Annotated in this window: 26 protein-coding genes; 11 read left to right on the plus strand and 15 right to left on the minus strand. The window is 62.8% G+C overall.

All coding sequences use genetic code 11. The features are described 5' to 3' along the window. Positions 1-527: 527 nt before the first annotated feature. From AWB78_RS00005 to AWB78_RS00020, 4 genes are all read left to right on the plus strand, one after another. Positions 528-1,742, plus strand: coding sequence for a DUF2863 family protein (locus tag AWB78_RS00005; RefSeq protein WP_062601320.1), 1,215 nt, complete (start codon positions 528-530; stop codon positions 1,740-1,742). A 190-nt stretch (positions 1,743-1,932) separates the two neighbouring features. Further along, positions 1,933-2,742, plus strand: coding sequence for a helix-turn-helix transcriptional regulator (locus AWB78_RS00010; protein ID WP_062601321.1), 810 nt, complete (start codon positions 1,933-1,935; stop codon positions 2,740-2,742). A 68-nt stretch (positions 2,743-2,810) separates the two neighbouring features. Beyond that, a complete protein-coding gene (locus AWB78_RS00015; RefSeq protein ID WP_062601708.1) occupies positions 2,811-3,485 on the plus strand; it encodes a hypothetical protein in 675 nt (224 codons plus the stop codon). A gap of 147 nt (positions 3,486-3,632) precedes the next feature. Further along, the gene (locus tag AWB78_RS00020) at positions 3,633-4,238 is read left to right on the plus strand and encodes a BspC domain-containing protein (protein WP_062601711.1); all 606 of its coding nucleotides are present in this window, start codon (positions 3,633-3,635) and stop codon (positions 4,236-4,238) included. Positions 4,239-4,329: 91 nt separating this feature from the next. Here AWB78_RS00020 and AWB78_RS00025 read toward each other — a convergent pair whose 3' ends face one another. Together AWB78_RS00025 and yaaA are read right to left on the minus strand one after the other, a co-directional pair. Beyond that, a complete protein-coding gene (locus AWB78_RS00025) occupies positions 4,330-5,490 on the minus strand; it encodes a M14 family metallopeptidase (protein WP_062601322.1) in 1,161 nt (386 codons plus the stop codon). Between the two features lie 32 nt (positions 5,491-5,522). Then, positions 5,523-6,302 carry a peroxide stress protein YaaA gene (yaaA, locus tag AWB78_RS00030; protein ID WP_062601323.1) on the minus strand — a complete coding sequence of 260 codons (780 nt, stop codon included), beginning with the start codon at positions 6,300-6,302 and terminating at the stop codon, positions 5,523-5,525. 56 nt (positions 6,303-6,358) lie between these two features. On the opposite strand from yaaA, the gene AWB78_RS00035 reads away from it, so the two are divergent. The 7 genes from AWB78_RS00035 to AWB78_RS00065 all read left to right on the plus strand — a co-directional run bounded on the left by AWB78_RS00035 (position 6,359) and on the right by AWB78_RS00065 (position 13,571). Then, on the plus strand, positions 6,359-6,850 hold the full coding sequence (locus tag AWB78_RS00035) for a putative toxin-antitoxin system toxin component, PIN family (RefSeq protein WP_062601324.1): 492 nt from the start codon (positions 6,359-6,361) through the stop codon (positions 6,848-6,850). Between the two features lie 47 nt (positions 6,851-6,897). After that, positions 6,898-8,079 carry a pyridoxal phosphate-dependent aminotransferase gene (locus AWB78_RS00040; RefSeq protein WP_062601712.1) on the plus strand — a complete coding sequence of 394 codons (1,182 nt, stop codon included), beginning with the start codon at positions 6,898-6,900 and terminating at the stop codon, positions 8,077-8,079. Between the two features lie 99 nt (positions 8,080-8,178). Further along, positions 8,179-9,720 carry a 3-hydroxyacyl-CoA dehydrogenase gene (locus tag AWB78_RS00045; RefSeq protein WP_062601325.1) on the plus strand — a complete coding sequence of 514 codons (1,542 nt, stop codon included), beginning with the start codon at positions 8,179-8,181 and terminating at the stop codon, positions 9,718-9,720. Then, a complete protein-coding gene (locus AWB78_RS00050) occupies positions 9,717-10,505 on the plus strand; it encodes an oxepin-CoA hydrolase, alternative type (protein ID WP_062601326.1) in 789 nt (262 codons plus the stop codon). The genes AWB78_RS00045 and AWB78_RS00050 overlap by 4 nt, the downstream gene beginning before the upstream one ends. A 4-nt stretch (positions 10,506-10,509) precedes the next feature. Then, positions 10,510-11,235, plus strand: a complete 726-nt coding sequence (locus AWB78_RS00055) for a histidine phosphatase family protein (RefSeq protein WP_062601327.1) — start codon at positions 10,510-10,512, stop codon at positions 11,233-11,235. 21 nt (positions 11,236-11,256) lie between these two features. After that, positions 11,257-12,360 (plus strand): phosphotransferase, encoded by a 1,104-nt coding sequence (locus AWB78_RS00060; RefSeq protein WP_062601328.1) that lies wholly within the window; start codon positions 11,257-11,259, stop codon positions 12,358-12,360. Continuing rightward, positions 12,357-13,571, plus strand: a complete 1,215-nt coding sequence (locus AWB78_RS00065) for an acyl-CoA dehydrogenase family protein (RefSeq protein ID WP_062601329.1) — start codon at positions 12,357-12,359, stop codon at positions 13,569-13,571. The genes AWB78_RS00060 and AWB78_RS00065 overlap by 4 nt, the downstream gene beginning before the upstream one ends. A gap of 68 nt (positions 13,572-13,639) precedes the next feature. Here AWB78_RS00065 and AWB78_RS00070 read toward each other — a convergent pair whose 3' ends face one another. The 13 genes from AWB78_RS00070 to nuoH form a co-directional block, all read right to left on the minus strand. Further along, positions 13,640-14,098, minus strand: coding sequence for a MaoC family dehydratase (locus AWB78_RS00070; protein ID WP_062601714.1), 459 nt, complete (start codon positions 14,096-14,098; stop codon positions 13,640-13,642). Positions 14,099-14,118: 20 nt separating this feature from the next. Further along, positions 14,119-15,234 carry an acyl-CoA dehydrogenase family protein gene (locus tag AWB78_RS00075; protein ID WP_062601330.1) on the minus strand — a complete coding sequence of 372 codons (1,116 nt, stop codon included), beginning with the start codon at positions 15,232-15,234 and terminating at the stop codon, positions 14,119-14,121. Between the two features lie 10 nt (positions 15,235-15,244). Beyond that, on the minus strand, positions 15,245-16,441 hold the full coding sequence (locus AWB78_RS00080) for an acyl-CoA dehydrogenase family protein (protein WP_062601331.1): 1,197 nt from the start codon (positions 16,439-16,441) through the stop codon (positions 15,245-15,247). Positions 16,442-16,498: 57 nt separating this feature from the next. Next, entirely contained in the window at positions 16,499-16,948 is a 450-nt protein-coding gene (locus AWB78_RS00085; protein ID WP_062601332.1) for a DUF1178 family protein, read from the minus strand. Positions 16,949-17,148: 200 nt separating this feature from the next. Beyond that, complete coding sequence (locus AWB78_RS00090) at positions 17,149-17,742, minus strand: NUDIX domain-containing protein (protein ID WP_062601333.1); 594 nt, start codon at positions 17,740-17,742, stop codon at positions 17,149-17,151. A gap of 50 nt (positions 17,743-17,792) precedes the next feature. Continuing rightward, positions 17,793-18,113: a DUF2818 family protein gene (locus AWB78_RS00095; RefSeq protein ID WP_062601334.1), complete on the minus strand. Its 321-nt coding sequence runs from the start codon at positions 18,111-18,113 to the stop codon at positions 17,793-17,795. Beyond that, positions 18,113-19,585: an NADH-quinone oxidoreductase subunit NuoN gene (gene nuoN, locus AWB78_RS00100; protein WP_062601335.1), complete on the minus strand. Its 1,473-nt coding sequence runs from the start codon at positions 19,583-19,585 to the stop codon at positions 18,113-18,115. The genes AWB78_RS00095 and nuoN overlap by 1 nt, the downstream gene beginning before the upstream one ends. 25 nt (positions 19,586-19,610) lie before the next feature. Further along, positions 19,611-21,110: an NADH-quinone oxidoreductase subunit M gene (locus AWB78_RS00105; RefSeq protein ID WP_062601336.1), complete on the minus strand. Its 1,500-nt coding sequence runs from the start codon at positions 21,108-21,110 to the stop codon at positions 19,611-19,613. Between the two features lie 13 nt (positions 21,111-21,123). Further along, positions 21,124-23,196 (minus strand): NADH-quinone oxidoreductase subunit L, encoded by a 2,073-nt coding sequence (gene nuoL, locus AWB78_RS00110; protein ID WP_062601337.1) that lies wholly within the window; start codon positions 23,194-23,196, stop codon positions 21,124-21,126. A gap of 17 nt (positions 23,197-23,213) precedes the next feature. Further along, entirely contained in the window at positions 23,214-23,519 is a 306-nt protein-coding gene (gene nuoK / locus AWB78_RS00115; protein ID WP_007588140.1) for an NADH-quinone oxidoreductase subunit NuoK, read from the minus strand. Between the two features lie 20 nt (positions 23,520-23,539). Further along, positions 23,540-24,229, minus strand: a complete 690-nt coding sequence (locus tag AWB78_RS00120) for an NADH-quinone oxidoreductase subunit J (protein ID WP_062601338.1) — start codon at positions 24,227-24,229, stop codon at positions 23,540-23,542. Positions 24,230-24,403: 174 nt separating this feature from the next. Further along, positions 24,404-24,892, minus strand: a complete 489-nt coding sequence (gene nuoI, locus AWB78_RS00125) for an NADH-quinone oxidoreductase subunit NuoI (protein WP_050327022.1) — start codon at positions 24,890-24,892, stop codon at positions 24,404-24,406. 25 nt (positions 24,893-24,917) lie between these two features. After that, positions 24,918-25,982 (minus strand): NADH-quinone oxidoreductase subunit NuoH, encoded by a 1,065-nt coding sequence (gene nuoH / locus AWB78_RS00130; RefSeq protein ID WP_062601339.1) that lies wholly within the window; start codon positions 25,980-25,982, stop codon positions 24,918-24,920. Position 25,983 lies beyond the last annotated feature (1 nt).

Genomic DNA, 25,983 nt, shown 5'->3' on the forward strand with positions numbered 1-25,983 from the left:
ATGATTTATTCCATCCAAAGATGAAAAAACCTTCCTCTGATACTTCGTGTGAGACTCTTGATTACTTTTGCTATTGCCGATTCCGAAGAACCAGCCGCACTCGCCATCAAGCGCCCACACTTATCGGCTGTTAGTTTTTAAAGAGCACATCGCAAGAGCTTTACTACCCTTCCGTCTTGCGTCGCTGCATCAGCAGCAGAGAAACGAGATTGTGAAGAACGTTTCTTTATCTGTCAACAAGAATTTGAAGCTTTCTTTTCTTGTCGACCGCGCCAGGAGCCTTCTACAACCTTCTCCAAGCACATAACGAAACCACCTTCCCCGCTCCCTTCGCGTTCATCGAATCGCGAAGGAACGGAATTCTAGTGAGCGAACCGCGCCTCCGCAAGGGGAAAACGAAAAAATATTCAGTGTCTCCGAACGATGATCGTGCCGACGGCTACTCGTGCTGCAACGCCACACGATAAAACCCGCTTCCAAGCGACTACAATTAAAGGTTCTCCGCACCAATTCATTCTTGTATCGATATGCGCTCGCGAATCGCAAAACGTATTCCCCCGGACGCCGACAAGCTCGTCAGCCTCTCCCTCGCGCTCTTTGCGTCCGGCAGCCGCGTCGAGGATCGCTTCTGGGAAGCCCGCCTGGACACGCTCATCGCCAAGCTCGTACGCAACGGCAACCAGACGACGCTCGACGCCGCGCTCGACCATCTGCAGCAGAATCATCCGGACGCCTATGGCGCGCTGGCCGATATGGCCGAGACGCACAGCGAGTCGTTCAGAATCGACATCGACGGCGCGCCTCACGAAGCGTTGCTGATCGCCGCGCCCGTGCTCGCGTGGACGCGCTACGCGATCCCGTCCGGCTCGCTCAAAAGCGATGCCGTCGATGCATTGCGCACGCAGATGCAAGCGCATGTCCTCGCGGCAGGCGCGCGCGTGACCGTCGCGCCCTATCTCTACAGCATCGACCAGTTGCCGAGACATCACGTCGATACGGCGCGCCTCGCGCAACAGTTGCTGCAAACCGTGCAGAGCGGCAGCGCGGCGCGCCTGAACCTGGCCGACCTTCCGGAGACCTCGCCGATTCTCGCCGACCCGCGCTTTCTGCTGGCTCTCGTCGTCGTGCCGGCCGGCGCGGCGCTGTTCCGCTGGCAGGAGGACGAGAACGGCAGTCGCGTCGAACGTGGCCAATGTCTCGAACAGTGGGCGGCACAGGGCGGCCCGAGCTTTGCAGCGATCCTTCCCGGCTGCGAGTTCGAATGCCTGCTTCCCGACGCCTATTACTCGGCCTGTCGCGATGCCGATGAGCAAGTCCGTCCGCACACCGTGCGTACCGCCGTCCGATATCTCTTCGACACCCTGGGCACCGCGCCTCAGGACTTGCGCGCGGTCATCGCGGGTTTCGGCGACCGGCGCATCGACGAATACCGCATCGGCTTCACGCGGCGCGGCAGCAATGACGTCATCTATGGCGTCGTGTGGCCGCTCTACGGACGAGAGAACGGAGAGCTGGGGATGGACGAGGATGCCGTCGATCTCGAAGGCGCGAATGGTCCGGTCGAGCAAATCGTCGAGTTGCTGAAGAAAGCCGGCGTATCGGACGTGCGCAGACATGCGGGACGCTTCGAGCCGGAGTTCTGCGACGACTGCGGCGTACCGCTCTATGCCGATCCGCTCGGCGAGATCGTCCATGCCGAAATGCCTGAAGACGCTGAGCCGGCACAACCACATTTCCATTAACGGCGCCAATTAGCTGCTTTATCAGCCCTGCGAACCCCGCCCTAGCGCGGGGTTTTGTGCATTTATGCCTATGCCATTCGGATAGGGGGTCAAGTGACCTCAAATTTGTCAATATTACCGGGACGCCGGCACTCAACCGGCATTGGGTTCCCGAAGCTACGGCGACGGGTGTATTGACGAGAGGTAAAGCATGAAAATAAACATCATTGGTTCCGACGCCGAACGCCGTGCGGGCCTTAAAACATTGCTGCGCCGCGTTGCGCGCCAGGCGCAATTCACCGAGGCGAAGGACTGGAGACAAGCTCGTTCTGCCTTGAAACGCGCTCAACCCGACATGATCGTGATCGACTGGGCGTCGAATCTGCGCATAGGCGACCTGCAGAACGTGCTCGACGATGCGCCCCGCATTCCGGTTGCAGTCATGGTCGACCGCTGCGGCGCCGCCCTCGTCTACGCACTGATGAGCGCGGGGGTAATGGGCGTGATCCCGCGAATGCTCGATCCAATCCTGATTCTTCGCGCACTGGAGATGGTGCTCGTCGGTGGACACTATATTCCGCCAGACGTCGTCGACCCGGAACTGACGCTCGAACTCACCGCCCGCCGCGCGCAAATCGGCGTCAAGCTTCCGCACAAGATTCGCCATCATCCGACGCTCTCGCCCCGGCAACGGCAGATCATGCGCTGCGTGCACATGGGAAGCACGAACAAGATGATCGCGAAGACGCTCGGTATCAGCGAAGGCACGGTGAAAATCCACCTTGCAAGTATCTTCCAGCAACTCGGTGCGACGAATCGCGCCGCCGCGGTCGCGATTTACAACGGCGTGCAAAACGCACATCTCGAGATTCTGCGGAGCGGAGACGCGTCATCGGTGCGGGTCGTGTCGGGCCAGCCAGGGGTGATCCCGCTGCGCAGGCCACGGACGCGCTATCCATCGCTCCTCGACAACGACGCGGCCTCGCTGCCGATCGCCGCCGAGCCTGAATCACCGTTCTAGCAACAAACGAGGCGAACGGGTCCGTCCTTTGCGCACACGTTTTACGCGCAACGAGTAATATGCAAGGCATGGGGTTCTTCTACACACCGCTACCGCTTTGGCTTACCGTCGGCAGCTGGATCGTCGCCGCGGGAGTGCTCGTGCTCGCGCTGATGCAGCGCCCGTTCGCGCGCCTGCAAGACGCCACGCTGCAGAACGTGTGGCTCGGCGTCATCGTCGCGGTCTCGGTGCTGTGGGCGTGCAACGCATGGTTCGACGACGGACCCGTTATCCATCTGCTGGGCGCGACGCTGATGGTCACGCTGTTCGACTGGCGGCTCGCGCTCATCGGCACCGCTGCAACGACAGGCCTCGCCGCGGTCGTACTCGATGCTTCCTGGCTCTCGGTCGCGACCACGTATCTTCTTTTCGGCGCATTGCCCGTCGCGGTCTCGACCCTGCTGCAACGTCTGAGCAACGCCTGGCTGCCTCGTAATCTCTTTACCTTTATCGCCGGGCATGGCTTCATCACGTCGGCGGCCGCGGTTGCGGCGGCGTGCGGCGCAACCGTGCTGCTGGAGATGGCGCTCGCCGGCGGCCACATCGTCGTGCCCGCCGCGTTCACGCGTGGCTCGCTGCTGCTGGGCGGGGGCGAAGCGCTGTTCACCGGTCTGCTCACCATCCTCATCACGGTGTACAAGCCTGCGTGGATCACCACGTATGATGTGCGCCGATATCGCCTCGATCGCGGTCCGCGCGTCTAGGTTTCGCGAAACGCACCGGTCGGTTGCCGCCGGGATCGACTCATATCGGATTTCTGCCAGTCGTCAGGCGCGCAAAGTACGATAAGATTGAACTCCTTCCCCACACGGCGCATCTTACTTGCCCGTGTCTTCTTAGCGCCAGACTTGATGGAAAGTAACTACGCACCGCGCCGGCTCCTGCGGCTCGTCGGCCGGTTGGCGGCATGCGCATCGTTGGCATGCGCGGTCTCCGCTTTTGCCGATTCGCTCGACGAGCGCAACGAACTGATTCACCACTTCGTCACCGACTTCAACGCCAATCCGCTCGTCGCGGATTGCGCCGCGCATGGCAACTTCATCGCCAGCACATCCACGGCCTTCGATCACGTCGAATTTCCGCCTACTTCGTTCGATGATTCCCACTCCGCGATCGAGCCTTGGAATGATTCGTTCGACGAGAAGAAACAGCGAATCAAGGTGGACAACGTCGTGACCGTCGAAGGTCAAGGCATTCCGAAGAACGGCGAGCGCGATTCCACCGCGCTCAAGTTCCGATGCGGTTATGTCGGCAGCCAGATGCTCGCGTTCGGCTGGAACGATCCCGTGCCGCCCTTGCGCGCACACGCCGAACCGCGCTCCACACACGCGACGGGCAAGCACGGCGCAAAAGGCAAAGCGGCGGCAGGCAAGACGAAAAACTCGGGCAAGAGCACGGCAAAGAGCGCGTCGAAGTCTTCAGGCAAGTCGACGAAGCAATCGACCAAGAAGCACTGATCCGCTTCTCCCCGCGTCGAAGACACAGAAAAAAGGGCGTGGCCACACAAAGTGGCCACGCCCTTTTTGCGTCTGCGTGAATCGCCGGCCGTCAATCGCCGAACGACTGGAGATGCCACAAAATAGCCTGCAACATCGATGCGCCGAGCGCCGCGCTGCGCGCGCCGTTCCAGCCGACGCTCTCGTCGGGCAGATTGGCGTTGTCCTTGAACGGCATCTCCAGCGTCAGCGACAGACATGTGTACTCGTTGCCGATGTACTTCGATGCGAGCTTGAGCGCATCCGTCTGATACTTGCCCGACTCGTAGCCGTAGACGTCCTGAAAATCCGGGCTCGCCTGCTTGAAGAAATCGACGAAGGCCTTCTGCTCTTTCGCCTGCTGCTCGGTGAAGCCCGGCAGCATCTCCGACCCCGCCACGAACACGTACGGAATGGCTTCGTCGCCATGGATATCGAAGAAGAGGTCGCAGCCGGTATCCTCGATCGCCTCGCGCACGAGCAGCACTTCAGGGCTGCGCTCGGCGCTCGGCTCCATCCACTCGCGATTCAGGTTCGCGCCCGCCGCGTTGGTGCGCAGGTTGCCGAGCACGCTGCCATCGGGATTCATGTTCGGCACGATATGGAACACGGCGCGTTCGAAGAGCGCGCGCGCGACCGGATCGCCCGCCCAATCCCCGAAGCCCGCGAGGCGCTTCACGAGACCTTCGACGAACCATTCGGCCATCGTCTCGCCCGGATGCTGGCGCGCGATGATCCACACTTTCTTCTTCGGTGCGGCGTCGCCGAAGTCCGGCAGACCGAGCGAGAGCACCGACATCGGCCGGCCCTGCACCGTGCTGCCGAGCTCGGTCAGCGTCGCGAGCGGCATCTGCTGGACGGCGCCGAGAAATTCCGAGTGGCGTTCCTCGCTGTAAGGCTCGAAGTACGCGTAATAGATGCGGTCGAAGTCCGGCGTGTGATCGATCTTCATGACCTTGCCGTCGTATTCCGTCGATACGCGGAACCAGTTCACGCGGTCATAGCTCGCGACGGCTTCGTAGTCGCGCCAGCCTTCCGGAAACGCGCACTGCGCCGCGTTCTCGAAGGTCATCACCAGACGCTCGCCGCGCGCGCCCGATACGCGGAAGTAGAACCATTGCGCGAAATCGGCATGCGAATCGGGACGAATGCGCAGGCGGATGTCCGCGGGCTCGTCGGCATTGATGACTTCGATCGCGCCCGCGTCGAAGTTGCTTGAAATGGAGAGGCTCATCTGTGTTTCCTTGCGTGCTTGCCGTACGGATCTCATTCCGCTACGCGGCGACGAAATAGGTATGTCGTATCGTTCGATGCCTTCGCATCGAACTTGTAGCCTTCGCTGTCGAAGCCCTTGAGCGCTTCCGGCTCGTCGATGCGGTTCTCGACCGCATAACGCGCCATCAGCCCGCGCGCGCGCTTCGCGTGAAAGCTGATGATCTTGTATCGCCCGCCCTTCCAGTCCTCGAACACGGGCGAGATGACGGGCGCGGCCAGCAGTTTCGGCTTGACCGACTTGAAATACTCCTCCGACGCGCAATTCACCAGCACGCGCGCGCCACGCTGCTTCTTCAGTTGCTCGTTGAGCGCCGCCGTGATGCGCTCGCCCCAAAAGGCGTACAGATCCTTGCCGCGCGCGTTGGGAAACTTCGTGCCCATTTCCAGCCGATAAGGCTGCAGCAGATCCAGCGGCCGCAACAGGCCGTACAGCCCCGACAGCACGCGCACATGGTTCTGCGCAAAATCGAGATCGCTCGCCGACAGCGATTTTGCGGCGAAGCCTTCATACACGTCGCCGTTGAACGCGAGCACCGCCTGCTTGGCGTTGTGCGCGTCGAAGGTCGTCGACCAGTCTGCGTAGCGCTGGAAATTGAGCGCCGCGAGCTGATCCGAAATGCCCATCATGCCGCCGATCTGCTGCGGCGAGAGTTCGCGCAGGCCGCCGATCAATTCGGCGGCGTCATCGACGAACTGCGGCAGCGTGTGCTTCTTGATATGGGCGGGCGTCTCGTAGTCGAGCGATTTGGCGGGCGAGAGAACGATTATCATGGAGGCTCGCCGGCACGCCGCCGGCGATCATTGGCATAAACCCCTGATTGTATCGAATGGACCATTCCGCCGCGCCGCCGCCGTTGCCGTTGTCGTCCCCGATGCGCGTGGTGCTCGATTCGAACGTGTGGATCGACATCCTCGTATTCGACGACCCCGCCACGCGCCCGATTCACGCGGCCCTCGAAGCCCGCACGCTCGAAGCGCTGATCGACGAGCGCTGTCTCAGGGAGCTCACGCGCGTGCTCGACTATCCGCAGTTCGTGCGCATGGAAGTCGACAAGACCGCGGCGCTCGCGACCGTCGCGCGCCTGTCGACGCACGTCGCCGCGACCATCGACGAAAACGAGCGGCCGCTGCCCAAGTGCCGCGACCGCGACGATCAAAAGTTTCTGGAGCTCGCGCACGCGTCGGGCGCCGACTGGCTCGTTTCGAAGGACCGCGCGGTGTTGAAGCTCGCACGGCGCGTCGCCCGCGACTTCGCGTTTCGCATCGCGGAGCCGAAGCCCTTCGTTCTCGAATTCGAGGCACAGGCGGCCATCGGCTGATGCTGTCTTAAAATAGCTGCGAGCCATCATCCATTGCCCACATGACCATGAACGCCACGCACGAATTGCCGCCGACACCGCCCGAGCTTTCCTTCCCGTCGCGTCTGCCCAATGTGGGCACGACCATCTTCACCGTGATGAGCGCGCTCGCGACGCAAAAAGGCGCGGTGAATCTCGGTCAGGGTTTCCCCGATTTCGATTGCGATGCGCGCATCGTCGATGCCGTCGCGACCGCGATGCGCGACGGCCACAATCAATATCCGCCGATGGCCGGCGTCGCGCCGTTGCGCCAGGCGATCGCGCGCAAGATCGACTCTCTTTACGGCCGTGCCTACGACGCCGACCGCGAGATCACCGTGACCGCCGGCGCGACGCAGGCGCTGTTGACCGCGATCCTGTGCTGCGTGCATCCGGGCGATGAAGTCATCGTCATCGAGCCGATGTACGACAGCTACGTGCCGTCGATCGAGCTCGCGGGCGGCAAGCCCGTGTTCGTGTCGCTCGAAGCACCCGATTACGCACTGCCCTTCGACAAGATCGCCGCCGCGATCACGCCGAAGACGCGCCTCCTGATGATCAACACGCCGCACAACCCGACCGGCCGCGTGTGGCACGCGGAGGACATGAAGAAGCTCGAAGAGATCGTGCGCGGCACCAACGTGCTGATCGTCTCCGATGAAGTCTATGAGCACATGGTCTATGACGGCGCGCCGCACGAAAGCGTCTCGCGCTATCCGGAACTGGCGAAGCGCAGCTTCGTCGTGTCGAGCTTCGGCAAGACGTTTCATGTGACCGGCTGGAAAGTGGGCTACGTGGCCGCGCCCGCTGCGCTCACCGCCGAATTCCGCAAGGTGCATCAGTTCAACGTGTTCACGGTGAACACGCCGATGCAGATCGGCCTCGCGCATTATCTCGAGGATCCGAAGCCATATCTGGAGCTGCCCGCGTTCTATCAGAAGAAGCGCGATTTCTTCCGCGAAGGCCTCGCAAAGACACGCTTCTCGCTGTTGCCGTCCGAAGGCACGTACTTCCAGTGCGTCGACTATTCGAAGATCAGCGACATGCCCGAAGCCGAATTCTCGCAATGGCTCACGAGCGAAATCGGCGTCGCGGCGATTCCGGTGTCGGCGTTCTATCACGAGAGCCATGAATCGGGCGTCGTGCGCTTTTGCTTCGCGAAGAAGGAAGAGACGCTCGCGCTCGCGCTCGAACGTCTCGCCAAACTCTGACCGACGGCGCGCGCCATTCCGCGCGCGCTCGATCGGCTGGCCTCGCCCGACGCTGTGCGAGCCACGCGTGTTCCATTCCTGAAGGAGCAGAGCCGCATCATGAGTCAGCACGAATACAGGATCGAGACGCTCGGTATCGTCGGTAGCGGTGCGATGGGGCGCGGCATCGCGCAGATCGCCGCGCTCGGCGGGCTGAACGTGCGCCTCTACGACACGAACCCGAGAGCGCTCGCCGCCGCCCGCGAATATCTTTCGGAGACGCTCGCGAAGCTCACCGCGAAGGGCAAGCTCAAGGAAGCCGACGCGCATGCGGCGCTCGCGCGCATCCGCGATGCGGGCGACACGAGCGAGCTGTCCGATTGCGATGCCATCGTCGAGGCGATCGTCGAGAATCTCGACATCAAGCGCGAGTTGTTCCGCGAGCTCGAAGCGGTGGTCGGCGAGCATTGCGTGCTGGCGTCGAACACGTCGTCGCTGTCGATCACCGCGATCGCCGCCGGATGCGCGCATCCCGAACGTGTCGCGGGCTTTCACTTCTTCAATCCGGTGCCGTTGATGCGCGTCGTCGAAGTGATCGACGGCCTGCGCGGCGACCCGCGCGCCGGCGACGCACTGATGGAGCTCGCGCGCCGCATGGGTCACACGCCGGTGCGCGCGAAGGACATGCCGGGCTTCATCGTCAATCATGCGGGCCGCGGCATGAACACCGAAGGCCTGCGCGTCGCGAGCGAAGGCGTTGCGAGCTTCGCGGACATCGACCGCATCATGCGCGAGCAGGCGGGCTTCCGGCTCGGGCCGTTCGAGCTGCTCGATCTCACCGCGCTCGATGTCTCGCATCCGGTGATGGAATCGATCTATCACCAGTTCTACGAAGAGCCGCGCTTCAAGCCGTCGCCGATCACGGGCACGCGGCTCGCGGGCGGGCTCATCGGGCGCAAGGCAGGCGTCGGCTTCTATCGTTATGTCGATGGCAAGCAGGAGGTTGCGCCGGAACCGGCCGCGCCCACGCACTTGCCGACGCGCGTCTGGATCAGCCGCGCATCGCACGAAGGACGCGAGGAAGTGCTGAAGCTGATCGCCAAGTGCGATTGCTCGGTGCATATCGACTCGGGCCACACGCCCGAGCCGGATTCGCTGATCATCGTGACCCCTCTCGGTTTCGATGCGACGACCACGGCCGTCGACGAGCATCTCGACGCGACGCGCGTCGTCGCCGTCGATACGCTCTTTCCGCTCGACACCGTCGCGCGCCGCACGATCATGACGACGCCTGCGACCACGCCCGCGATGCGCGACGCCGCGCACGCCCTCTTCGCCTTCGACGGCGTGCCCGTCAGCGTGATCCGCGATTCGACCGGCTTCGTCGCGCAGCGCGTCGTCGCGACGATCGTGAATATCGGCTGCGATATCGCGCAGCAAGGCATCGCGACGCCCGAGGACATCGATCTCGCCGTGACGCTCGGTCTCGGCTATCCGCGCGGCCCGCTCGCGCTCGGCGATGCGATCGGCGCGCGCACCATCCTCACCATCCTGCGCAATATCTACGCCGTGCTCGGCGATCCGCGCTACCGGCCCGCGCCGTGGCTCACGCGGCGCGCGCAGCTCGGACTTCCGCTTACCCATATCGAGGAGCTCAGATGAGCGCCGAACTACTGACAGACCGTCCCGCGGGCAGCGACACCACGCTCGTGCTGAAGCTCTCCAACCCCGGCGCGCGCAACGCGCTGCATCCGGACATGTACGCCGCCGGCATCGAGGCGTTGAACACGGCCGAACGCGACAACACCGTGCGCGCGATCGTGCTGACGGGCGCCGACAACTTCTTCTGCGCGGGCGGCAACCTGAACCGCCTGCTCGAGAATCGCGCGAAGGATCCGTCGGTGCAAGGGCAAAGCATCGACTTGCTGGCCGAATGGATCAGCGCGCTGCGGGCATCGACGAAACCGGTGATCGCGGCCGTCGAAGGCGCGGCGGCGGGCGCGGGCTTTTCGCTCGCGCTCGCGTGCGATCTGATCGTCGCCGCCGATGACGCGAAGTTCGTCATGTCGTATGCGCGCGTCGGTCTCACGCCGGATGGCGGCGCATCGTGGTTCCTGGCGCGCGCGCTGCCGCGCACGCTCGCGAGCGAAGTGCTGCTCGAAGCGAAGCCGATCGGCGCGGCGCGTCTGCATGAAGTGGGCGTCGTGAACCGGCTGACGAAGAAAGGCATCGCGCTCGATGCGGCCATCGCATGGGCCGACGATCTCGGCAGCGTGTCGCCGAAAGCGATGGCGCGCATCAAGTCGCTGATCAACGCCGCCGATGTGCAGCCGCTCGCCGCGCATCTCGACATGGAACGCGACAGCTTCGTCGACGCGCTCCATCACGGCGATGCGCTCGAAGGCATCACCGCGTTCCTCGACAAGCGTCAGCCGAACTATCGCTAAGCCCATGGCTCACTACGAACTGCCGAAGCGCCGGCGCATCTTTCTGATGCGTCATGGCGACGTCACCTATTTCGACGACAGCGGCCGCGCGATCGATCCGGAAAGCGTGCCGCTCAACGAGCGCGGACGCGAGGAAGCGCGCGCGGCGGGCCTCGAGTTCGCCGCACACAACGTACGGTTCGATCGCGTGATCGTGAGCGGACTGCCGCGCACGGTCGAAACCGCGCAACGCGTGCTCGCGGAAACGGGTCAGTCGATCGCACCGGAAATCTGGCCAGAATGGCAGGAGATTCGTGGCGGCAAGCTCAAGGACCTCTCGACGTCCGATATCGAGCGCGCGTTCCTCTCCGTGTTCGATGGCGTCGTGCCCGAAGACACGCAGTTCCTCGGCGGTGAAACGATCGGCGAGTTGCTCGATCGCGCGCTGCCGGCCGTCACGCGCCTGCGCGACGATCCCTCGTGGGACACGGTGCTGCTGGTGCTGCACGGCGGCGTCAATCGCGCGCTGCTCTCGCATGCGATCACAGCTGGCGGGCGCGCGTTCTTCGGGCATCTGTCGCAGGCGACGGGCTGCATCAACGCGCTCGATGTCGGCGATAAACCCGGCGACTGGGTCGTGCATGCGATCAATCATTCGCCGCCCTCGCCGCTGCACGCCGATGTGCGCAACACGACGATGGAACTGCTCTACGCGCAATTCATACGCTACAAGGCCGGCGACATGAGTTGATGTAATAGCCCGGAGGAGACGATGCAAAACAACGAGACTCAACACCAGTCCGATTTCTCCGCGTTCGAAGGAACGCGTCCCGTGCAGGAACGACAGCGCTTCGATACCGACGCGCTCGCGTCATGGCTCGCATCGCACGTCGATGGCTTCAGCGGTCCGTTGAGCGTCGAGCAGTTCGCGGGCGGTCAGTCGAATCCCACGTTCAAGCTCGTCACGCCCGCGCGCAGCTATGTGATGCGCGCGAAGCCGGGACCGGCCGCGAAGCTGTTGCCGTCGGCGCATGCGATCGAGCGCGAGTATCGCGTGATGGACGCGCTTGCCTCGACCGACGTGCCCGTCGCCCGCATGCTCGCGTTGTGCGAGGACGAAAGCGTGATCGGCCGCGCGTTCTATGTGATGGAGTTCGTGCAGGGCCGCGTGTTGTGGGATCAATCGCTGCCCGGCATGGCGCCCGACGAACGCACCGCGATCTATGACGAAACGAATCGCGTGATCGCGGCGCTGCATACGGTCGATGTCGAATCCGCCGGTCTTTCGAGCTACGGCAAGCCGGGCAATTACTTCGAGCGTCAGATCGGGCGATGGAGCAAGCAGTACGTCGCGTCGGAAACTGAAAAGATCGACGCGATGGATCGGCTCATCGACTGGCTCCCGCAGCACATTCCGCCATCGCGGAACGCGCGGGTCAGCGTCGTGCATGGCGACTATCGGCTCGACAATCTCATCTTTCATCCGACCGAGCCGCGCGTGCTCGCCGTGCTCGACTGGGAACTCTCGACGCTCGGCGATCCCCTCGCCGACTTTGCGTATCACTGCATGGCGTGGCATGTCGATCCTTCGCAGTTTCGCGGCATCGCCGGACTCGACTGGGCGGCGCTCGGCATTCCCGATGAAGCCGCGTACGTGAAGCGCTATTGCGAGCGCACGGGCTTCGCGATCGAAGGCGACTGGAACTTCTATCTCGCCTACAACATGTTCCGCATCGCCGCGATTCTGCAAGGCATCATGAAACGCGTCGTCGACGGCACGGCCGCGAGCGCGCAAGCCGTCGATGCGGGCAGGCGCGCGCGCCCGATGGCCGAGCTCGCGTGGCGATACGCACAAAAGGTGGAGACCAAGGCATGAACTTCGATTACACACCCAAGGTGCAAGCGTTGCGCGAAAAGCTGCTCGCCTTTTTCGACGCGCACATCTACCCGAACGAACGCGCTTACGCCGAAGAGATTGCGACAAACCGCGCGGCCGGCAACGCGTGGGTTCCGACGCGCCTCATCGAAGGTCTGAAAGAGCAGGCGCGCGCCGAAGGGCTTTGGAATCTCTTTCTGCCCGCATCGGAGCGCGGCGCGGGCCTGACGAATCTCGAATACGCGCCGTTGTGCGAAATCATGGGCCGCGTGCCGTGGGCGCCTGAAGTCTTCAATTGCAGCGCGCCCGACACCGGCAACATGGAAACCATCGAGCGCTACGGCACCGATGCGCAGAAGGCGCAATGGCTCGAACCGCTGTTGCGCGGCGAAATCCGCTCGGCGTTTCTGATGACGGAGCCGGAAGTCGCGTCGTCGGATGCGACCAACATCCGATGCAGCATCGCGCGCGACGGCGACAGTTACGTGATCGACGGTCACAAATGGTGGTCGTCGGGCGCGGGCGATCCGCGCTGCAAGGTGTATATCGTGATGGGCAAGACCGATCCCGACGCGCCGAAACACGCGCAACAGTCGATGATTCTCGTGCCCGCCGATGCGAGCGGCATCACGGTGCATCGGCCATTGAACGTCTTCGGTTACGACGACGCGCCGCATGGCCACATGGACATCACGCTCGACACCGTGCGCGTGCCGGCGGCCAATATGTTGCTCGGCGAGGGGCGCGGCTTCGAAATCGCACAGGGCCGGCTCGGGCCGGGACGCCTTCATCATTGCATGCGCCTGATCGGCCTCGCGGAACGCGCGCTCGAACTGATGACGAAGCGCACGCTCACGCGCGTCGCGTTCGGCAAGCCGATCGCGCAGCATGGCGTGACGCAGGAACGCATCGCCGAGGCGCGCATCATGATCGAGCAGGCGCGGCTTCTGACGCTCAAAGCCGCGTACATGATGGACACCGTCGGCAACAAGGGCGCGCGCGGCGAGATCGCGATGATCAAGGTCGTCGCGCCGAATGTCGCGTGTCAGGTCATCGACTGGGCGATTCAGGCGCACGGCGCGGGCGGCGTCAGCGACGACTTTCCGCTCGCGTATGCGTATGCATCGGCGCGCACGCTGCGTCTCGCGGATGGCCCGGACGAAGTGCATCGCAACGCCATCGCGAAGCTCGAGCTCGGCAAGCACGCGTGAAGCGTCGAGCGCGCTTCAGAACGCGTGCCGCGTGATGAACTCCGCGACGCTCTTCGACGACGCCACGCTCATGCCTGACCGCCCGGATCGCGCAGGCCGAAGAGCGCGGCCGAATCCACCGTGAGCACGAGCTCGCCGTTCTGGTTGTGCGCCTCCCAGCGCGTCTGCACGATGCCGCGATCCGGCTTGCTCTTCGACACGCGCTTGTCGAGCACGCGCACGGTGAGCCGCACCGTATCGCCGACGCGCACGGGCTTGATCCACCGGATGTTGTCGAGGCCGGGCGAGCCCATCGAGGTCGAATCGCCGACCATGTCGCGCACGAGGATGCCCATCATCGCGGAGCACGTGTTCCAGCCGCTCGCGACGAGCCCGCCGAAATGCGACGCCTCGCCCGCCGCCTCCGACAAATGAAAAGGCTGCGGATCGTACCTCTCGGCGAACCCGACGATCTCTTCTCTCGTGAACGTATGCGCGCTCAATTGGACCGCGCTGCCGATTTCGAAATCCTCATAGGCGTATTTCATGCATGTTTCCTCGGTGAGCATCAAACTTCGGTGACGGAGAATGCGGGAAGCGCGGCAAAGCGCGCGAGATGATGATCGACATCGCCGAGCGTCGTCTCGATGATCGACAGGCGCTTGAACCAGTGCGCCGCGGGCAGCTCGTTGGTCATGCCCATGCCGCCGTGCAACTGCACCGCTTGCTGACCGACGAAGCGCGCAGCCTGTCCGACGCGTGCCTTCGCGGCCGAGACGGCTTGCGCGCGCGTCGCGGCGTCGTCGCTCGTGTAGCGCGCGGCGGCCAGATACGTGATCGAGCGCGCCTGCTCGGTGTGGATCAGCATATCGACCATGCGATGCTGCAGCACTTGAAAACGCGCGATCGGCATGCCGAACTGCTCGCGCTCCTTCGTGTAAGCCACGGTCGCAAGGTTGAGCGCATCGAGCGCGCCGAGCGCTTCTGCGCACAGCAGGAAGGTCGCGTAGTCGGCGATGCGTTCGAGCGTTGCAGCGCCTGTGCCGCGACCGTCGAGACGCGTCGCGGGAGTATTGTCGAACGTGAGCGTCGCGGCGCGTTGTCCGTCGATCGTGCGGTATTCGGTGATGCCGACATTGGCCGCCTCTTTCCCGACGATGAACAACGCCACGTCGCCAGCGAGCCGTGCGGGCACGATCCAGTAATCGGCTTGTGCGCCATGCTGAACCATCGACTTCGTGCCGTCGATCGTGAAGTGGCCGTCATCGCCGCTCGCGATCGTGCGCAAATCGAAGAGATCGTAGCGCGCGTGCGGCTCATTGAACGCGACGGACAGACGAATCTCGCCGCGCCCCGCGCGTTCCAGCAAATCGCCGGCATTCGCAGCGAGCCGCAACGCTTCGATGCCCACCGCCGTCGCCCAATACGGCTCGACGACGAGCGCGCGCCCAAGCTCCTGCATCACGACGAGCATGTCGACCGGGCCGCCATCGAAGCCGCCCTGCGCTTCGGGAACCGGCAGCGCTAATAAACCAAGCTCGGCGAACGCGCGCCAATGCTTTTCATCGACGCCCGCCGCCGATGCGACGATTTTCTGCCGCGCGTCGAACGCATATTCCTTGTCGAGATAACGGCGCAGCGCGTCGCGGAACTGCTGCTGTTCATCGCTGAAAGTGAAGTCCATGCGGCGCTCCTCAAAGTCCCAGAATCATCTGCGCGATGATGTTCTTTTGAATTTCGTTCGAGCCGCCGTAGATCGAGGTCTTGCGGAAGTTGAAGTAGTACGCGGCGAGCGGCGCGGCATCGTCGTCGCCGGTGATGCTGTGCGCGCGCTCGCCTTCGAGATACGCGGGATCGAACGCGGCGGCTTGCGGGCCGATCGCTTCGACCATCAACTCGGTCAGCGCCTGCTGCACTTCGGTGCCCTTGATCTTCAGCATCGATGCTTCCGGTCCCGGCCCCTTGCCACCGGCTTCGCTCGCGACGACGCGCTGCACCGTTACTTCGAGCGCCATCAGTTCGACTTCGAGCGCGGCCACTTTCGCGGCGAAGCGCGGATCGTGCAGCAGCGGCTTCCCGCCTTCGGTGCGATCGGCTGCGGTGCGCTTCAGAAAGAGCAACTCGCGCTTCGATTGCCCAACGCGCGCGATTCCCGTGCGTTCATGCCCGAGCAGATACTTCGCATAGGTCCAGCCGCGATTTTCCTCGCCGACGAGATTCGCGACCGGCACGTCCACATCTTCGAAGAAGACCTCGTTGACTTCGTGATCTTCGTCGAGCGTGATGATCGGCCGCACGGTGATGCCGGGCGTCTTCATGTCGATCAGAAGGAACGAGATGCCCTCCTGCTTCTTGGCTTCCGGATCGGTGCGCACGAGGCAGAACATCATGTCGGCGTGCTGGCCGAGCGTGGTCCAGGTCTTTTGTCCGTTCACGATATAGCGATCGCCGCGCCGCTCGGCGCGCGTGCGCAGCGACGCGAGATCGGAGCCCGAGCCGGGTTCGGAGTAGCCTTGGCACCACCAGTCGGTGCCATCGAGGATGCGCGGCAGATAGTGCAACTTCTGCCCGGCGCTGCCGTACTTCATCAGCACGGGCGCGACCATCGAGACGCCGAAAGGCAGCACCATCGGCGCGCCGGCGCGGGCGCATTCTTCATCCCAGATATGGCGTTTCGTGACGTCCCAGCCCGGGCCGCCGTATTCCTTCGGCCATGCGACCGCCGACCAGCCGCGCGCGGCGAGCAGCCTGTGCCAGCTCGCGTAGTCTTCGCGGGTCAGACGTTTGTGATGGAGAACTTTGTCGCGCAGCGCGCGAGGGAGACTGGCTTCGAGCCAGGTGCGGATCTCGGCGCGAAAGGCGTCGTCGGCGGGGGAATAATCGAGGTTCATTCGCGGTGTCTCCCATTCATGGCTCAGTCCGGAGCCAAAGGAGACGCCGCGCGAACGTTACTGCAGCGGCTCTTTCAGTGCGTCCGGAACAGGCAACGGCATCACGTCGATCCCTTCTTCGAGCAAGGCGTGCGTCTCTTCGGGCGTCGTGACACCGCGAATGCTGCGCGCCGGCGCCTCGTTGTAGTGAATGCGCCGCGCCTCCTCTGCAAACCGTTCGCCCACGTTTTCGGTCTTCGCTATCAGCTCGCGCATGAAGTGCAGCGCGCGCGCCTGCAGCGCCGCCGCCTCGGGCGCCGCTTGAGGTTGCGGAGCCTGCGGCGCCGTCTCGCCTCGCGTAGACGACAGATTCAGGCGTGGCGCGGACGGCATGCGGCTCACTTCCGTCGACGAGCAAACCGGACATGCGACCAGCTTGCGCGACAACTGCGACTCGAACTCCTCGGTCGAGGCGAACCAGCCTTCGAACCGGTGTTCATGCGAGCACTTTAAATCGAGGACCTTCATGCTGATGGGGCTTCGTTGAAGTTTATCTCAAAATGGCGTTTTATGAACGCTCGTTCGTAAAACCAGATGGATGCGATGATCCGCGAGACGAGCGAACTATTCATTCTAGCCGTTCGGTCTGCCCGATGCTTTTCGTCGCTCGAAAACGACGAAAGCGGCCATCGAGGCCGCTTTCGCTTGAATCCCTCCGACGCCGACGCCTACGCCGACGCGCCCAGCTTCCATTCGCCCGAGCGGATTTTCTCCAGCCAGAACACGCCGATGATCGTCTTGACGTCGCTGATGCTGCCGTCCTTCACCCAGTTCAACAGTTGCGCTTCATCGGCGATGAAGGTTTCGAGAAACTCGCCTTCATCCAGCTTGGCATCGCCCGCGGTCAGGCCGCGCGCGAGGTAAAGATCGATGAACTCGGTCGAATACGAAATCACCGGATGGATGCGCGTGAGGAATGTCCATTCGCGCGCCGTGTAGCCCGTCTCTTCCTCCAGTTCCCGCTTCGCGCACGTCAGTTCGTCCTCGTTGGGATCGAGCTTGCCCGCGGGAAATTCCAGCAGCACGCGCCCCACCGGATAGCGGAACTGACGCTCGAGCAGCACGCGGCCATCGTCGAAAACGGGCAGGATCATCACCGCGCCGGGGTGCTCGACGAACTCGCGCGTCGCGTGTTTGCCGTCGGGCAATTCGACGGTATCGCGCTTCAACGTGAGGAATTTGCCCTCGTGCAGCGTGACGCTTTCGACCTTCTTTTCGATGAGGCCGTCGTCGTTACGGGGAATCGAGGAATGATCTGCCATCTTGAGCCCTGTGCTTTTGAAGCAAACAAGCCGCTAACGGCGCGAAGCCGTCAGCGGCGTTTGACGAGATACTGATACGTGAAGCCCGGAAAGGCGAACACGACGAAGAGACTGAAGGTAATGGCATAGAACTGCCATTCCTGAGCGAATCGGTTGCCGGCGCGCGCTTCGAGCATGAAGCCGAGCGCGCCGACCACGAAGTAAAGAACGATGAGCTCGCCGATGCGAATCCACGCGCTCTTCTTCGCCGCCTTGCGTCCCGTCGGCGCCGGAAGCGGCAACGGGACGAGGGCGAAGAGGCGCTGATTCAGGAACGGCACGTTGGCGAGAACGAGCGCCAACAGTACGATGAACCAGCCAGCCGCCGACATTAGAGTTGCAGCGTATGCGCGATCGCCGTCAGGCACGCCGTCATCAGCGGACCCGGCACCAGGCCGAGCACGAGGATGGCAAGACCGTTGAACGCGAGCAGCGAGCGGTTGAGGCCGCCAGCGACGATCGGCGACGAATCTTCCGGCGCATCGAAGTACATCAGCTTCACGACGCGCAGGTAGTAGAACGCGCCCACGAGCGAAGTCATCACGGCAAGAACGGCGAGCCAGGTGAGACCGGCGTTCATCGTCGCTTCGAGCACGGCGAGCTTCGCGTAGAACCCGACCGTCGGCGGGATGCCGGCGAGCGAGAACATCATGATCATCATGACGAACGCGAACACCGGGCTGCGCTGGTTCAGGCCCTTGAAGTCCTCGAGCATTTCGGCTTCGAAGTCGCGGCGCGCGAGCAGCATGACCACACCGAAGGTGCCGAGCGTCGTCACGAGATAGATGATGCTGTAGAACATCGCCGAGCTGTATGCGCCCGCCGCGCCCGTCACCTTGCCGTCAACCACGCCGGCCAAGAGACCCAGCAGCACGAAGCCCATGTTCGAGATGGCCGAGTACGCCAGCATCCGCTTGATGTTCTTCTGCACGATACCCGTGATGTTGCCGACGATCAGCGACAGCGCCGCGAGAATCACGAGCATCTCTTGCCAGTCCACCGCCAGCGGCAGCAGGCCCATCACGAGGAAGCGCAGACCCCACGCGAAAGCCGCGACCTTCGGGCCGCCGCCGGTGAGCAGCGTCATCGCGGTCGGCGCGCCTTGATAGACGTCGGGCACCCACATATGGAACGGCACCGCGCCCATCTTGAACGCCACGCCCGCGACGATGAAGATCACGCCGAACAGCAGCACTGCGTCGTTGATGCGGCCCGAAGCCACCGCCTTCAGCACTTCGTTCAGCTCGAGCGAACCGGTCGCGCCGTAGAGCATCGAGATGCCGTAGAGCAGGAAACCGGATGCGAGCGCGCCGAGCACGTAATACTTCATCGCCGATTCGTTCGACTGCGGCACGTCCTTGCGCAGCGCGATGATCGCGTACAGCGAGAGCGACATCAGTTCGAGGCCGAGATACAGCGTGAGGAAGTTGTTGCCCGAGATCATCACGCACTGGCCGAGCAGCGAGAACATGCCGAGCAAGAAGAAGTCACCGCGGAACAGGTCGCGGTCTTCCAGATACTTCTTCGAGTAGATGATCGACACCGCGTAGCCGAGGCACACCACCGCCTTCATCGCGCTCGCGAACGGATCGACGATGTACATGCGCGTGAAGAAGTAATGCGGCGTCGGATCGAGCGCGGTGAAGGCGAACCACACGCCGACGACGAGCGTCGAGACGAGCGCGATCAGATACGTCGTGCCGCGGCTCTTCGGGCCGAACATGGTGTCGTTCAGCCACGCGATGACGACCGCAGCCATCAGGATCGCGTCGGGCCACAGGAGACTCATAGGAGCGTTTTGCATGATCTTTTAGTTCCTCCGCACGACGTTACTGAGCCAGCGGCAGCTTGGACTGCGCGACGTGGGAGAGCAGGTTTGCCACCGAAGCGTGCATCACGTCCGTGAAGGGCTTCGGATGCAGGCCCATGTACAGCGTGAACAGCGCAAGGATGGCGAGCATCAGGAATTCGCGCTTGTTGATGTCGGCGAGCTTCGCGACGTGGTCGTTCTCGACCGCGCCGAAGTACACGCGCTTGTACATCCACAGCGTGTACGCCGCGCCGAGAATCAGCGTGAACGTGGCGAGGAACGCGATCCAGAAGTTGTACTTGACCGCGGCCAGAATCACCATGAATTCGCCGACGAAACCCGAGGTGCCCGGCAGGCCGCAGTTGGCCATCGCGAAGAGCATCGCGAACGCGGCGAACTTCGGCATCGTGTTCACGACACCGCCGTAATCCGCGATCTGGCGCGAGTGCACGCGGTCATAGAGCACGCCGATCGAAAGGAACATCGCGCCCGAGATGAAACCGTGCGAGATCATCTGGATGAGCCCGCCTTCGACCGCCAGCTGGCTCGATTCGCCGAACATGAAGAAGCCGAGCGTGACGAAGCCCATGTGCGCGATCGACGAGTACGCGACGAGCTTCTTCATGTCGGCCTGCACCATCGCGACCAGCCCGATGTAGATCACCGCGATCAGCGACAGCGTGATGACGACCGGAGCCAGGAAGTGGCTCGCGTCCGGCGCGATCGGCAGCGAGAAGCGCAGGAAACCGTATGCGCCCAGCTTCAGCATGATCGCCGCCAGCACGACCGAGCCGCCCGTCGGCGCTTCCACGTGCGCGTCAGGCAACCACGTGTGCACCGGGAACATCGGCACCTTCACGGCGAACGCCAGGAAGAACGCGATGAAGAGCAGCACCTGCGGCGTCATGTCGAGCTTCGCGGCTTGCCACGTGGCGAGATCGAACGTGTGCGTCTGCGTGTAGAGGTACAGCAGCGCGACCAGCATCAGCAGCGAGCCGGCCAGCGTGTACAGGAAGAACTTGAACGCGGCGTACACGCGATTCGGGCCGCCCCACACGCCGATGATGATGTACATCGGAATGAGCGTGGCTTCGAAGAACACGTAGAACAGCAGGCCGTCCGCCGTCGAGAACACGCCGATCATGATGCCCGAGAGGATCAGGAACGCGGCCATGTACTGCGACACGCGCTCGGTGATCACTTCCCAGCCGGCGATCACGACGACCACCGTGATGAGCGCGGTCAGCACGACGAACCACATCGAGATGCCGTCCACGCCGAGGTGATACGTGATGTTGAAGCGCTCGATCCAGTTCGACTGCTCGACGAACTGCAGCGCGGCGCTCGACGTATCGAAGCCGGTGATGAGCGGAATCGTGACGATCAGCCCGAGCACCGAGCCGACCAGCGCCATCCAGCGCGCGGGCGCCGGGTTGCGATCGTTACCAACTGCGAGTACCAGCAGGCCGAAAATGATCGGCAGCCAGATCGCGACACTGAGAATCGGAAAAGAGTGCATAGGATCCCTCGCCTTATTTGCCGCCGAGCGTCACAAACAGGGTCAAGAGCCCCAACATGCCGATAATCATGGCGAACGCGTAGTGATAGATGTAACCGGATTGAAGGAAGCGGATCACACCGGCGAACCAGCCCATGAACCGCGCACTGCCGTTGACGATGCCGTCGATGACGACCACATCGCCCTCTTTCCACAGGCCGCGACCGATGGCGATCGCGCCCTTCGCGAACACGACCTCGTTGATCTTGTCGCAGTAGTACTTGTTGTCGAGCAACACGTAGATCGGACGGAAGGTCTTCGCGACGACCGCCGGCAGATCCGGGCGCTTCATGTAGAAGAACCATGCGACGATCACGCCGAGCGCCGCGAGCCACACCGGACCCGGCGTGATGATGCCATGCAGCGCCATCGCGACCCAGCCGTGGAACTCTTCGGCCATTTCCTTCAGGCCTTCGTGGTTCTCGCCGATGAAGATCACCTTGTCGAACGCCACGCCGTGCGAGAAGAAGTCGCCGTAGATCATCGGGCCGATCATGATCGCGCCGATGATGATCGACGGAATCGCGAGCAGCACGAGCGGCAGCGTCACCACCCAGGGCGTTTCGTGCGGCACGTGCGGGCCGTGACCATGGCCGTGGTCATCGTGATGACCGTGCGCGTCATGACCGTGGCCGTTCGCTTCGGCCTGGCCCATCGGCGATTCGGGATGCTTCGGACCGCGGAAGCGCTCTTCGCCGTGGAATACCATGAAATACATGCGGAACGAGTACAGCGACGTGACGAACACGCTCGCCACCACCGCGAAGTACGCGAAGCCCGAACCCGCGAGATGCGAATACTTCACCGCCTCGATGATCGAGTCCTTCGAATAGAAGCCCGAGAAGAACGGCGTGCCGATCAGCGCGAGCGAGCCGATCAGCGACGTGATCCAGGTGATCGGCATGTACTTGCGCAGGCCGCCCATGTTGCGCATGTCCTGATCGTGGTGCATGCCGATGATGACCGAGCCCGCGCCGAGGAACAGCAGCGCCTTGAAGAACGCGTGCGTGCCGAGGTGGAACACGGCGACCGGGTAAGCCGACACGCCCAGCGCGACCGTCATGTAGCCGAGCTGCGAGAGCGTCGAGTAGGCGACCACGCGCTTGATGTCGTTCTGCACGACGCCGAGGAAGCCCATGAACAACGCCGTGATCGCACCGATGACCGTCACGAACGACAGCGCCGCATCCGAGTGCTCGAAGAGCGGCGACATGCGCGTCACCATGAAGATGCCGGCCGTCACCATGGTCGCCGCGTGAATCAGCGCTGAGATCGGCGTCGGGCCTTCCATCGAGTCCGGCAGCCAGACGTGCAGCGGGAACTGCGCCGACTTGCCCATCGCGCCGATGAACAGGCAGATACACGCGACCGTCAGCAGGCCCCATTGCGTGCCGGGGAAGGTCATCGTCGCGAGCTTGTCGCCCTGCGCGAAGACATCGCCGTAATTCAGCGAGCCTGCGAACGCGAGCAGCAGGCCGATGCCCAGCAGAAAGCCGAAGTCACCGACGCGGTTCACGAGGAACGCCTTCAGGTTCGCGTAGATGGCGCTCTCACGCGTGAAGTAGAAGCCGATCAGCAGGTACGACACGAGACCCACCGCTTCCCAGCCGAAGAACAGCTGCAGGAAGTTGTTGCTCATGACGAGCATCAGCATCGAGAACGTGAAGAGCGAGATGTACGAGAAGAAGCGCTCGTAGCCGACTTCCTCGTCCGCCATGTAGCCGATCGTGTAGATGTGCACCATCAGCGAGACGAAGGTCACGATGACCATCATCATTGCCGTGAGCGAGTCGACCAGGAAGCCGACTTCCATCTTCAGCGAGCCGACGTTCATCCATTCGTAGATGGTCGCGTTGAAGCTCGCGCCGTGCATCACGTCGTTGAAGACGAGCGCCGACAGGATGAACGAGATGAAGACGCCGAGGATCGTGATGCGATGCGAGCCCTTGCGCCCTACCGCCTTCCCGAATAGCCCCGCGATCAGCGAGCCCGCAAGCGGAGCCAGCGGAACCGCGAGCAGGAGGTTTTCATTGAGTGTCGTGGACATAACAGCCTAGCCTGAAATTAACCTTTGAGCTGATCGAGGTCCTCGACGTTGATCGTGTCGAGGCTACGGAACAGGGTCACGAGAATCGCGAGACCGATCGCGGCTTCAGCCGCGGCCACGGTCAACACGAAGAACACGAAGATCTGGCCGTGCACGTCGCCCAGATAGTGCGAGAACGCGACGAAATTGGTGTTCACCGCGAGCAGCATCAATTCGATGGCCATCAGGATGATGATGACGTTGCGGCGGTTCAGGAAGATGCCGACGATGCTGATCGCAAACAGGATCGCGCCGAGCACGAGGTAATGGGCAAGACTCAACATATTCGATTTCTCCTTCGCGCTCAGCCCTTGTTGTCGACCGTGCCCGCGCCGATGTTGCCGGTCACGGCGGGTTCGGTGGAGGCATCCGGCGCCTCCGTCTCGGGCTTCATCTTCACGATACGCACGCGGTCCTGAGCGCGCACCTTGACTTGCTGGCTGACGGTTTGCGTCTTCTTGTCCTTCTTGTCGCGGATCGTGAGCGAGATTGCCGCGATGATCGCGACGAGCAGCACGAGTCCCGCGATTTCGAACGCGAAGATGTAATCCGTGTAGATGACCTTGCCGATCAGCTGCGTGTTCGGCATCAGCGCCGCGCCGGAGACGCCTGCGCCCGCGGATGCATCGCGCAGCGGCGTGGTCGTCGCGCCGTAGCCGTGCCAAAGGATCAGCGCCGTCTCGATCACGATGATTGCGCCGACGATGCTCGCGAGCGGCACGAAGCGCTTGAAATCCTTGCGCAGGACATCAATGTTGATGTCGAGCATCATGACCACGAAGAGGAACAGCACCATGACGGCGCCCACATACACGAGAACCAGCAGAATCGCGAGGAATTCGGCTTGCAGCAGCATCCAGATCGCGGCCGCGTTGAAGAACGCGAGCACGAGGAAGAGCGCGGATGACACCGGGTTGCGCGAGGTGATCACCTTCAGCGCCGACACGGTCAGCAGCAGCGCGAAGATATAGAACAGTACGGTTGTGAATTCCATGATTACCGGTTCATCGTTAGGCCATCATCAGGCATGGTGTGTCGGCGCTCGTGGTCTCTTCTGCCCTCGAACGGACAGAACGCGACCTCGGCGCGCGCCGCAGTGTGCCAAACAGCAACAACAAAATCGCTTTGGTTCGATGCCGGAACCAGGGGTTTCGGCATCGAACGCATATCAACGATAAGGCGCGTCCGCCGCCTTCGATGCGGCGATTTCCTTCTCGTAACGATCGCCCACCGCAAGCAGCATGTCCTTCGTGAAGTACAGGTCGCCGCGCTTTTCGCCGTGGTATTCGAGGATGTGCGTTTCGACGATCGAATCGACCGGGCAGCTCTCTTCGCAGAAACCGCAGAAGATGCACTTGGTCAGGTCGATGTCGTAGCGCGTCGTGCGGCGGGTGTTGTCCGCGCGCGTTTCCGATTCGATCGTGATCGCCATCGCCGGGCACACTGCTTCGCACAGCTTGCAGGCGATGCAGCGCTCTTCGCCGTTCTCGTAACGGCGCAGCGCGTGCAGGCCGCGGAAACGCGGCGAGATCGGCGTCTTTTCTTCCGGGAACTGCACCGTGATCTTGCGCTGGAACGTGTAACGGCCCGTCAGCGCGAGACCCTTCAGGAGCTCGGTGAGGAAGAAGGTTTTGAAGAAGTTCTGAATAGCGTTCATGATGTTTTCGTCCGCCCGAGTCCTGTTACTTCCAGATGTTGAGCGGCGACATGATCCAGAAGCCGACCACGACCACCCAAATCACCGACACCGGCAGGAACACCTTCCAGCCGAGACGCATGATCTGGTCGTAGCGGTAACGCGGGAAAGTCGCGCGCGCCCAGATGAAGACCGACAGCAGCAGGAAAACCTTGAAAACGAACCAGAATACGCCCGGAATGAACGACAGGAAGCCGAACGGCGCATCCCAGCCGCCGAGGAACAGCGTCGTCGCGATCGCGGAGATCACGATCATGTTGATGTACTCGGCCAGGAAGAACAGCGCGAACGCCATGCCGGAGTAATCGATCATGTGACCCGCCACGATTTCCGATTCGCCTTCCACCACGTCGAACGGGTGACGGTTCGTTTCAGCGATGCCCGAGATGAAGTACACGACGAACATCGGCAGGAGCGGCAGCCAGTTCCACGACAGGAAGTTGATGCCCCAGCCCGCGAACATGCCGCGCTGCTGCGAGTGCACGATGTCGGACATATTCAGCGTGCCCGCGACCATCAGCACCACGACGAGCGCGAAGCCCATCGAGATTTCGTAGGACACCATCTGGGCTGCTGCGCGCATCGCGCCGAGGAACGCGTACTTCGAGTTCGATGCCCAACCCGCGAGAATCACGCCGTACACGCCGATCGACGAGATCGCCATCGCGTACAGCAGGCCCGCGTTGATGTTGCCGAGCACCGCCTGCGCCTGGAACGGGATGACCGCCCACACCGCGAACGCGGGCACCACGGTCATGATCGGCGCGATCATGTAGATCCAGCGGCTCGCCTGCGTCGGCTGAATGACTTCCTTCAGCAGAAGCTTCAGGACGTCCGCGATCGGCTGCAACAGACCAGCCGGACCGACACGGTTCGGGCCGAGACGCACGTGCATCCAGCCGATGAGCTTGCGTTCCCAGAGAATCAGGTACGCCACGCACAGCAGGATCACCACCGAAACCACGAGGATGCGGACCAGCGCCCACACCGTCGGCCATGCGACGCCCAGAAGCTGCGTGCCGCCTGCGTTGATCGTATCGAACAAGCCCATT

It is taken from the genome of Caballeronia calidae, from assembly GCF_900044055.2.
In the GTDB taxonomy this organism is placed as follows: domain Bacteria; phylum Pseudomonadota; class Gammaproteobacteria; order Burkholderiales; family Burkholderiaceae; genus Caballeronia; species Caballeronia calidae.

What these genes read in the sequence shown, in the direction of transcription:
- AWB78_RS00005 (WP_062601320.1), top strand. Translation starts at nt 528, where the DNA reads ATGCGCTCGCGAATCGCAAAACGTATTCCCCCGGACGCCGACAAGCTC.
- AWB78_RS00010 (WP_062601321.1), top strand. Translation starts at nt 1,933, where the DNA reads ATGAAAATAAACATCATTGGTTCCGACGCCGAACGCCGTGCGGGCCTT.
- AWB78_RS00025 (WP_062601322.1), bottom strand. Translation starts at nt 5,490, where the DNA reads ATGAGCCTCTCCATTTCAAGCAACTTCGACGCGGGCGCGATCGAAGTC.
- AWB78_RS00035 (WP_062601324.1), top strand. Translation starts at nt 6,359, where the DNA reads ATGGACCATTCCGCCGCGCCGCCGCCGTTGCCGTTGTCGTCCCCGATG.
- nuoI (WP_050327022.1), bottom strand. Translation starts at nt 24,892, where the DNA reads ATGAACGCTATTCAGAACTTCTTCAAAACCTTCTTCCTCACCGAGCTC.
- AWB78_RS00045 (WP_062601325.1), top strand. Translation starts at nt 8,179, where the DNA reads ATGAGTCAGCACGAATACAGGATCGAGACGCTCGGTATCGTCGGTAGC.
- AWB78_RS00075 (WP_062601330.1), bottom strand. Translation starts at nt 15,234, where the DNA reads ATGGACTTCACTTTCAGCGATGAACAGCAGCAGTTCCGCGACGCGCTG.
- AWB78_RS00020 (WP_062601711.1), top strand. Translation starts at nt 3,633, where the DNA reads ATGGAAAGTAACTACGCACCGCGCCGGCTCCTGCGGCTCGTCGGCCGG.
- AWB78_RS00040 (WP_062601712.1), top strand. Translation starts at nt 6,898, where the DNA reads ATGAACGCCACGCACGAATTGCCGCCGACACCGCCCGAGCTTTCCTTC.
- AWB78_RS00090 (WP_062601333.1), bottom strand. Translation starts at nt 17,742, where the DNA reads ATGGCAGATCATTCCTCGATTCCCCGTAACGACGACGGCCTCATCGAA.
- AWB78_RS00060 (WP_062601328.1), top strand. Translation starts at nt 11,257, where the DNA reads ATGCAAAACAACGAGACTCAACACCAGTCCGATTTCTCCGCGTTCGAA.
- nuoN (WP_062601335.1), bottom strand. Translation starts at nt 19,585, where the DNA reads ATGCAAAACGCTCCTATGAGTCTCCTGTGGCCCGACGCGATCCTGATG.
- AWB78_RS00085 (WP_062601332.1), bottom strand. Translation starts at nt 16,948, where the DNA reads ATGAAGGTCCTCGATTTAAAGTGCTCGCATGAACACCGGTTCGAAGGC.
- AWB78_RS00070 (WP_062601714.1), bottom strand. Translation starts at nt 14,098, where the DNA reads ATGAAATACGCCTATGAGGATTTCGAAATCGGCAGCGCGGTCCAATTG.
- yaaA (WP_062601323.1), bottom strand. Translation starts at nt 6,302, where the DNA reads ATGATAATCGTTCTCTCGCCCGCCAAATCGCTCGACTACGAGACGCCC.
- AWB78_RS00080 (WP_062601331.1), bottom strand. Translation starts at nt 16,441, where the DNA reads ATGAACCTCGATTATTCCCCCGCCGACGACGCCTTTCGCGCCGAGATC.
- AWB78_RS00015 (WP_062601708.1), top strand. Translation starts at nt 2,811, where the DNA reads ATGGGGTTCTTCTACACACCGCTACCGCTTTGGCTTACCGTCGGCAGC.
- AWB78_RS00055 (WP_062601327.1), top strand. Translation starts at nt 10,510, where the DNA reads ATGGCTCACTACGAACTGCCGAAGCGCCGGCGCATCTTTCTGATGCGT.
- AWB78_RS00105 (WP_062601336.1), bottom strand. Translation starts at nt 21,110, where the DNA reads ATGCACTCTTTTCCGATTCTCAGTGTCGCGATCTGGCTGCCGATCATT.
- AWB78_RS00050 (WP_062601326.1), top strand. Translation starts at nt 9,717, where the DNA reads ATGAGCGCCGAACTACTGACAGACCGTCCCGCGGGCAGCGACACCACG.
- nuoH (WP_062601339.1), bottom strand. Translation starts at nt 25,982, where the DNA reads ATGGGCTTGTTCGATACGATCAACGCAGGCGGCACGCAGCTTCTGGGC.
- nuoL (WP_062601337.1), bottom strand. Translation starts at nt 23,196, where the DNA reads ATGTCCACGACACTCAATGAAAACCTCCTGCTCGCGGTTCCGCTGGCT.
- AWB78_RS00095 (WP_062601334.1), bottom strand. Translation starts at nt 18,113, where the DNA reads ATGTCGGCGGCTGGCTGGTTCATCGTACTGTTGGCGCTCGTTCTCGCC.
- AWB78_RS00120 (WP_062601338.1), bottom strand. Translation starts at nt 24,229, where the DNA reads ATGGAATTCACAACCGTACTGTTCTATATCTTCGCGCTGCTGCTGACC.
- AWB78_RS00065 (WP_062601329.1), top strand. Translation starts at nt 12,357, where the DNA reads ATGAACTTCGATTACACACCCAAGGTGCAAGCGTTGCGCGAAAAGCTG.
- nuoK (WP_007588140.1), bottom strand. Translation starts at nt 23,519, where the DNA reads ATGTTGAGTCTTGCCCATTACCTCGTGCTCGGCGCGATCCTGTTTGCG.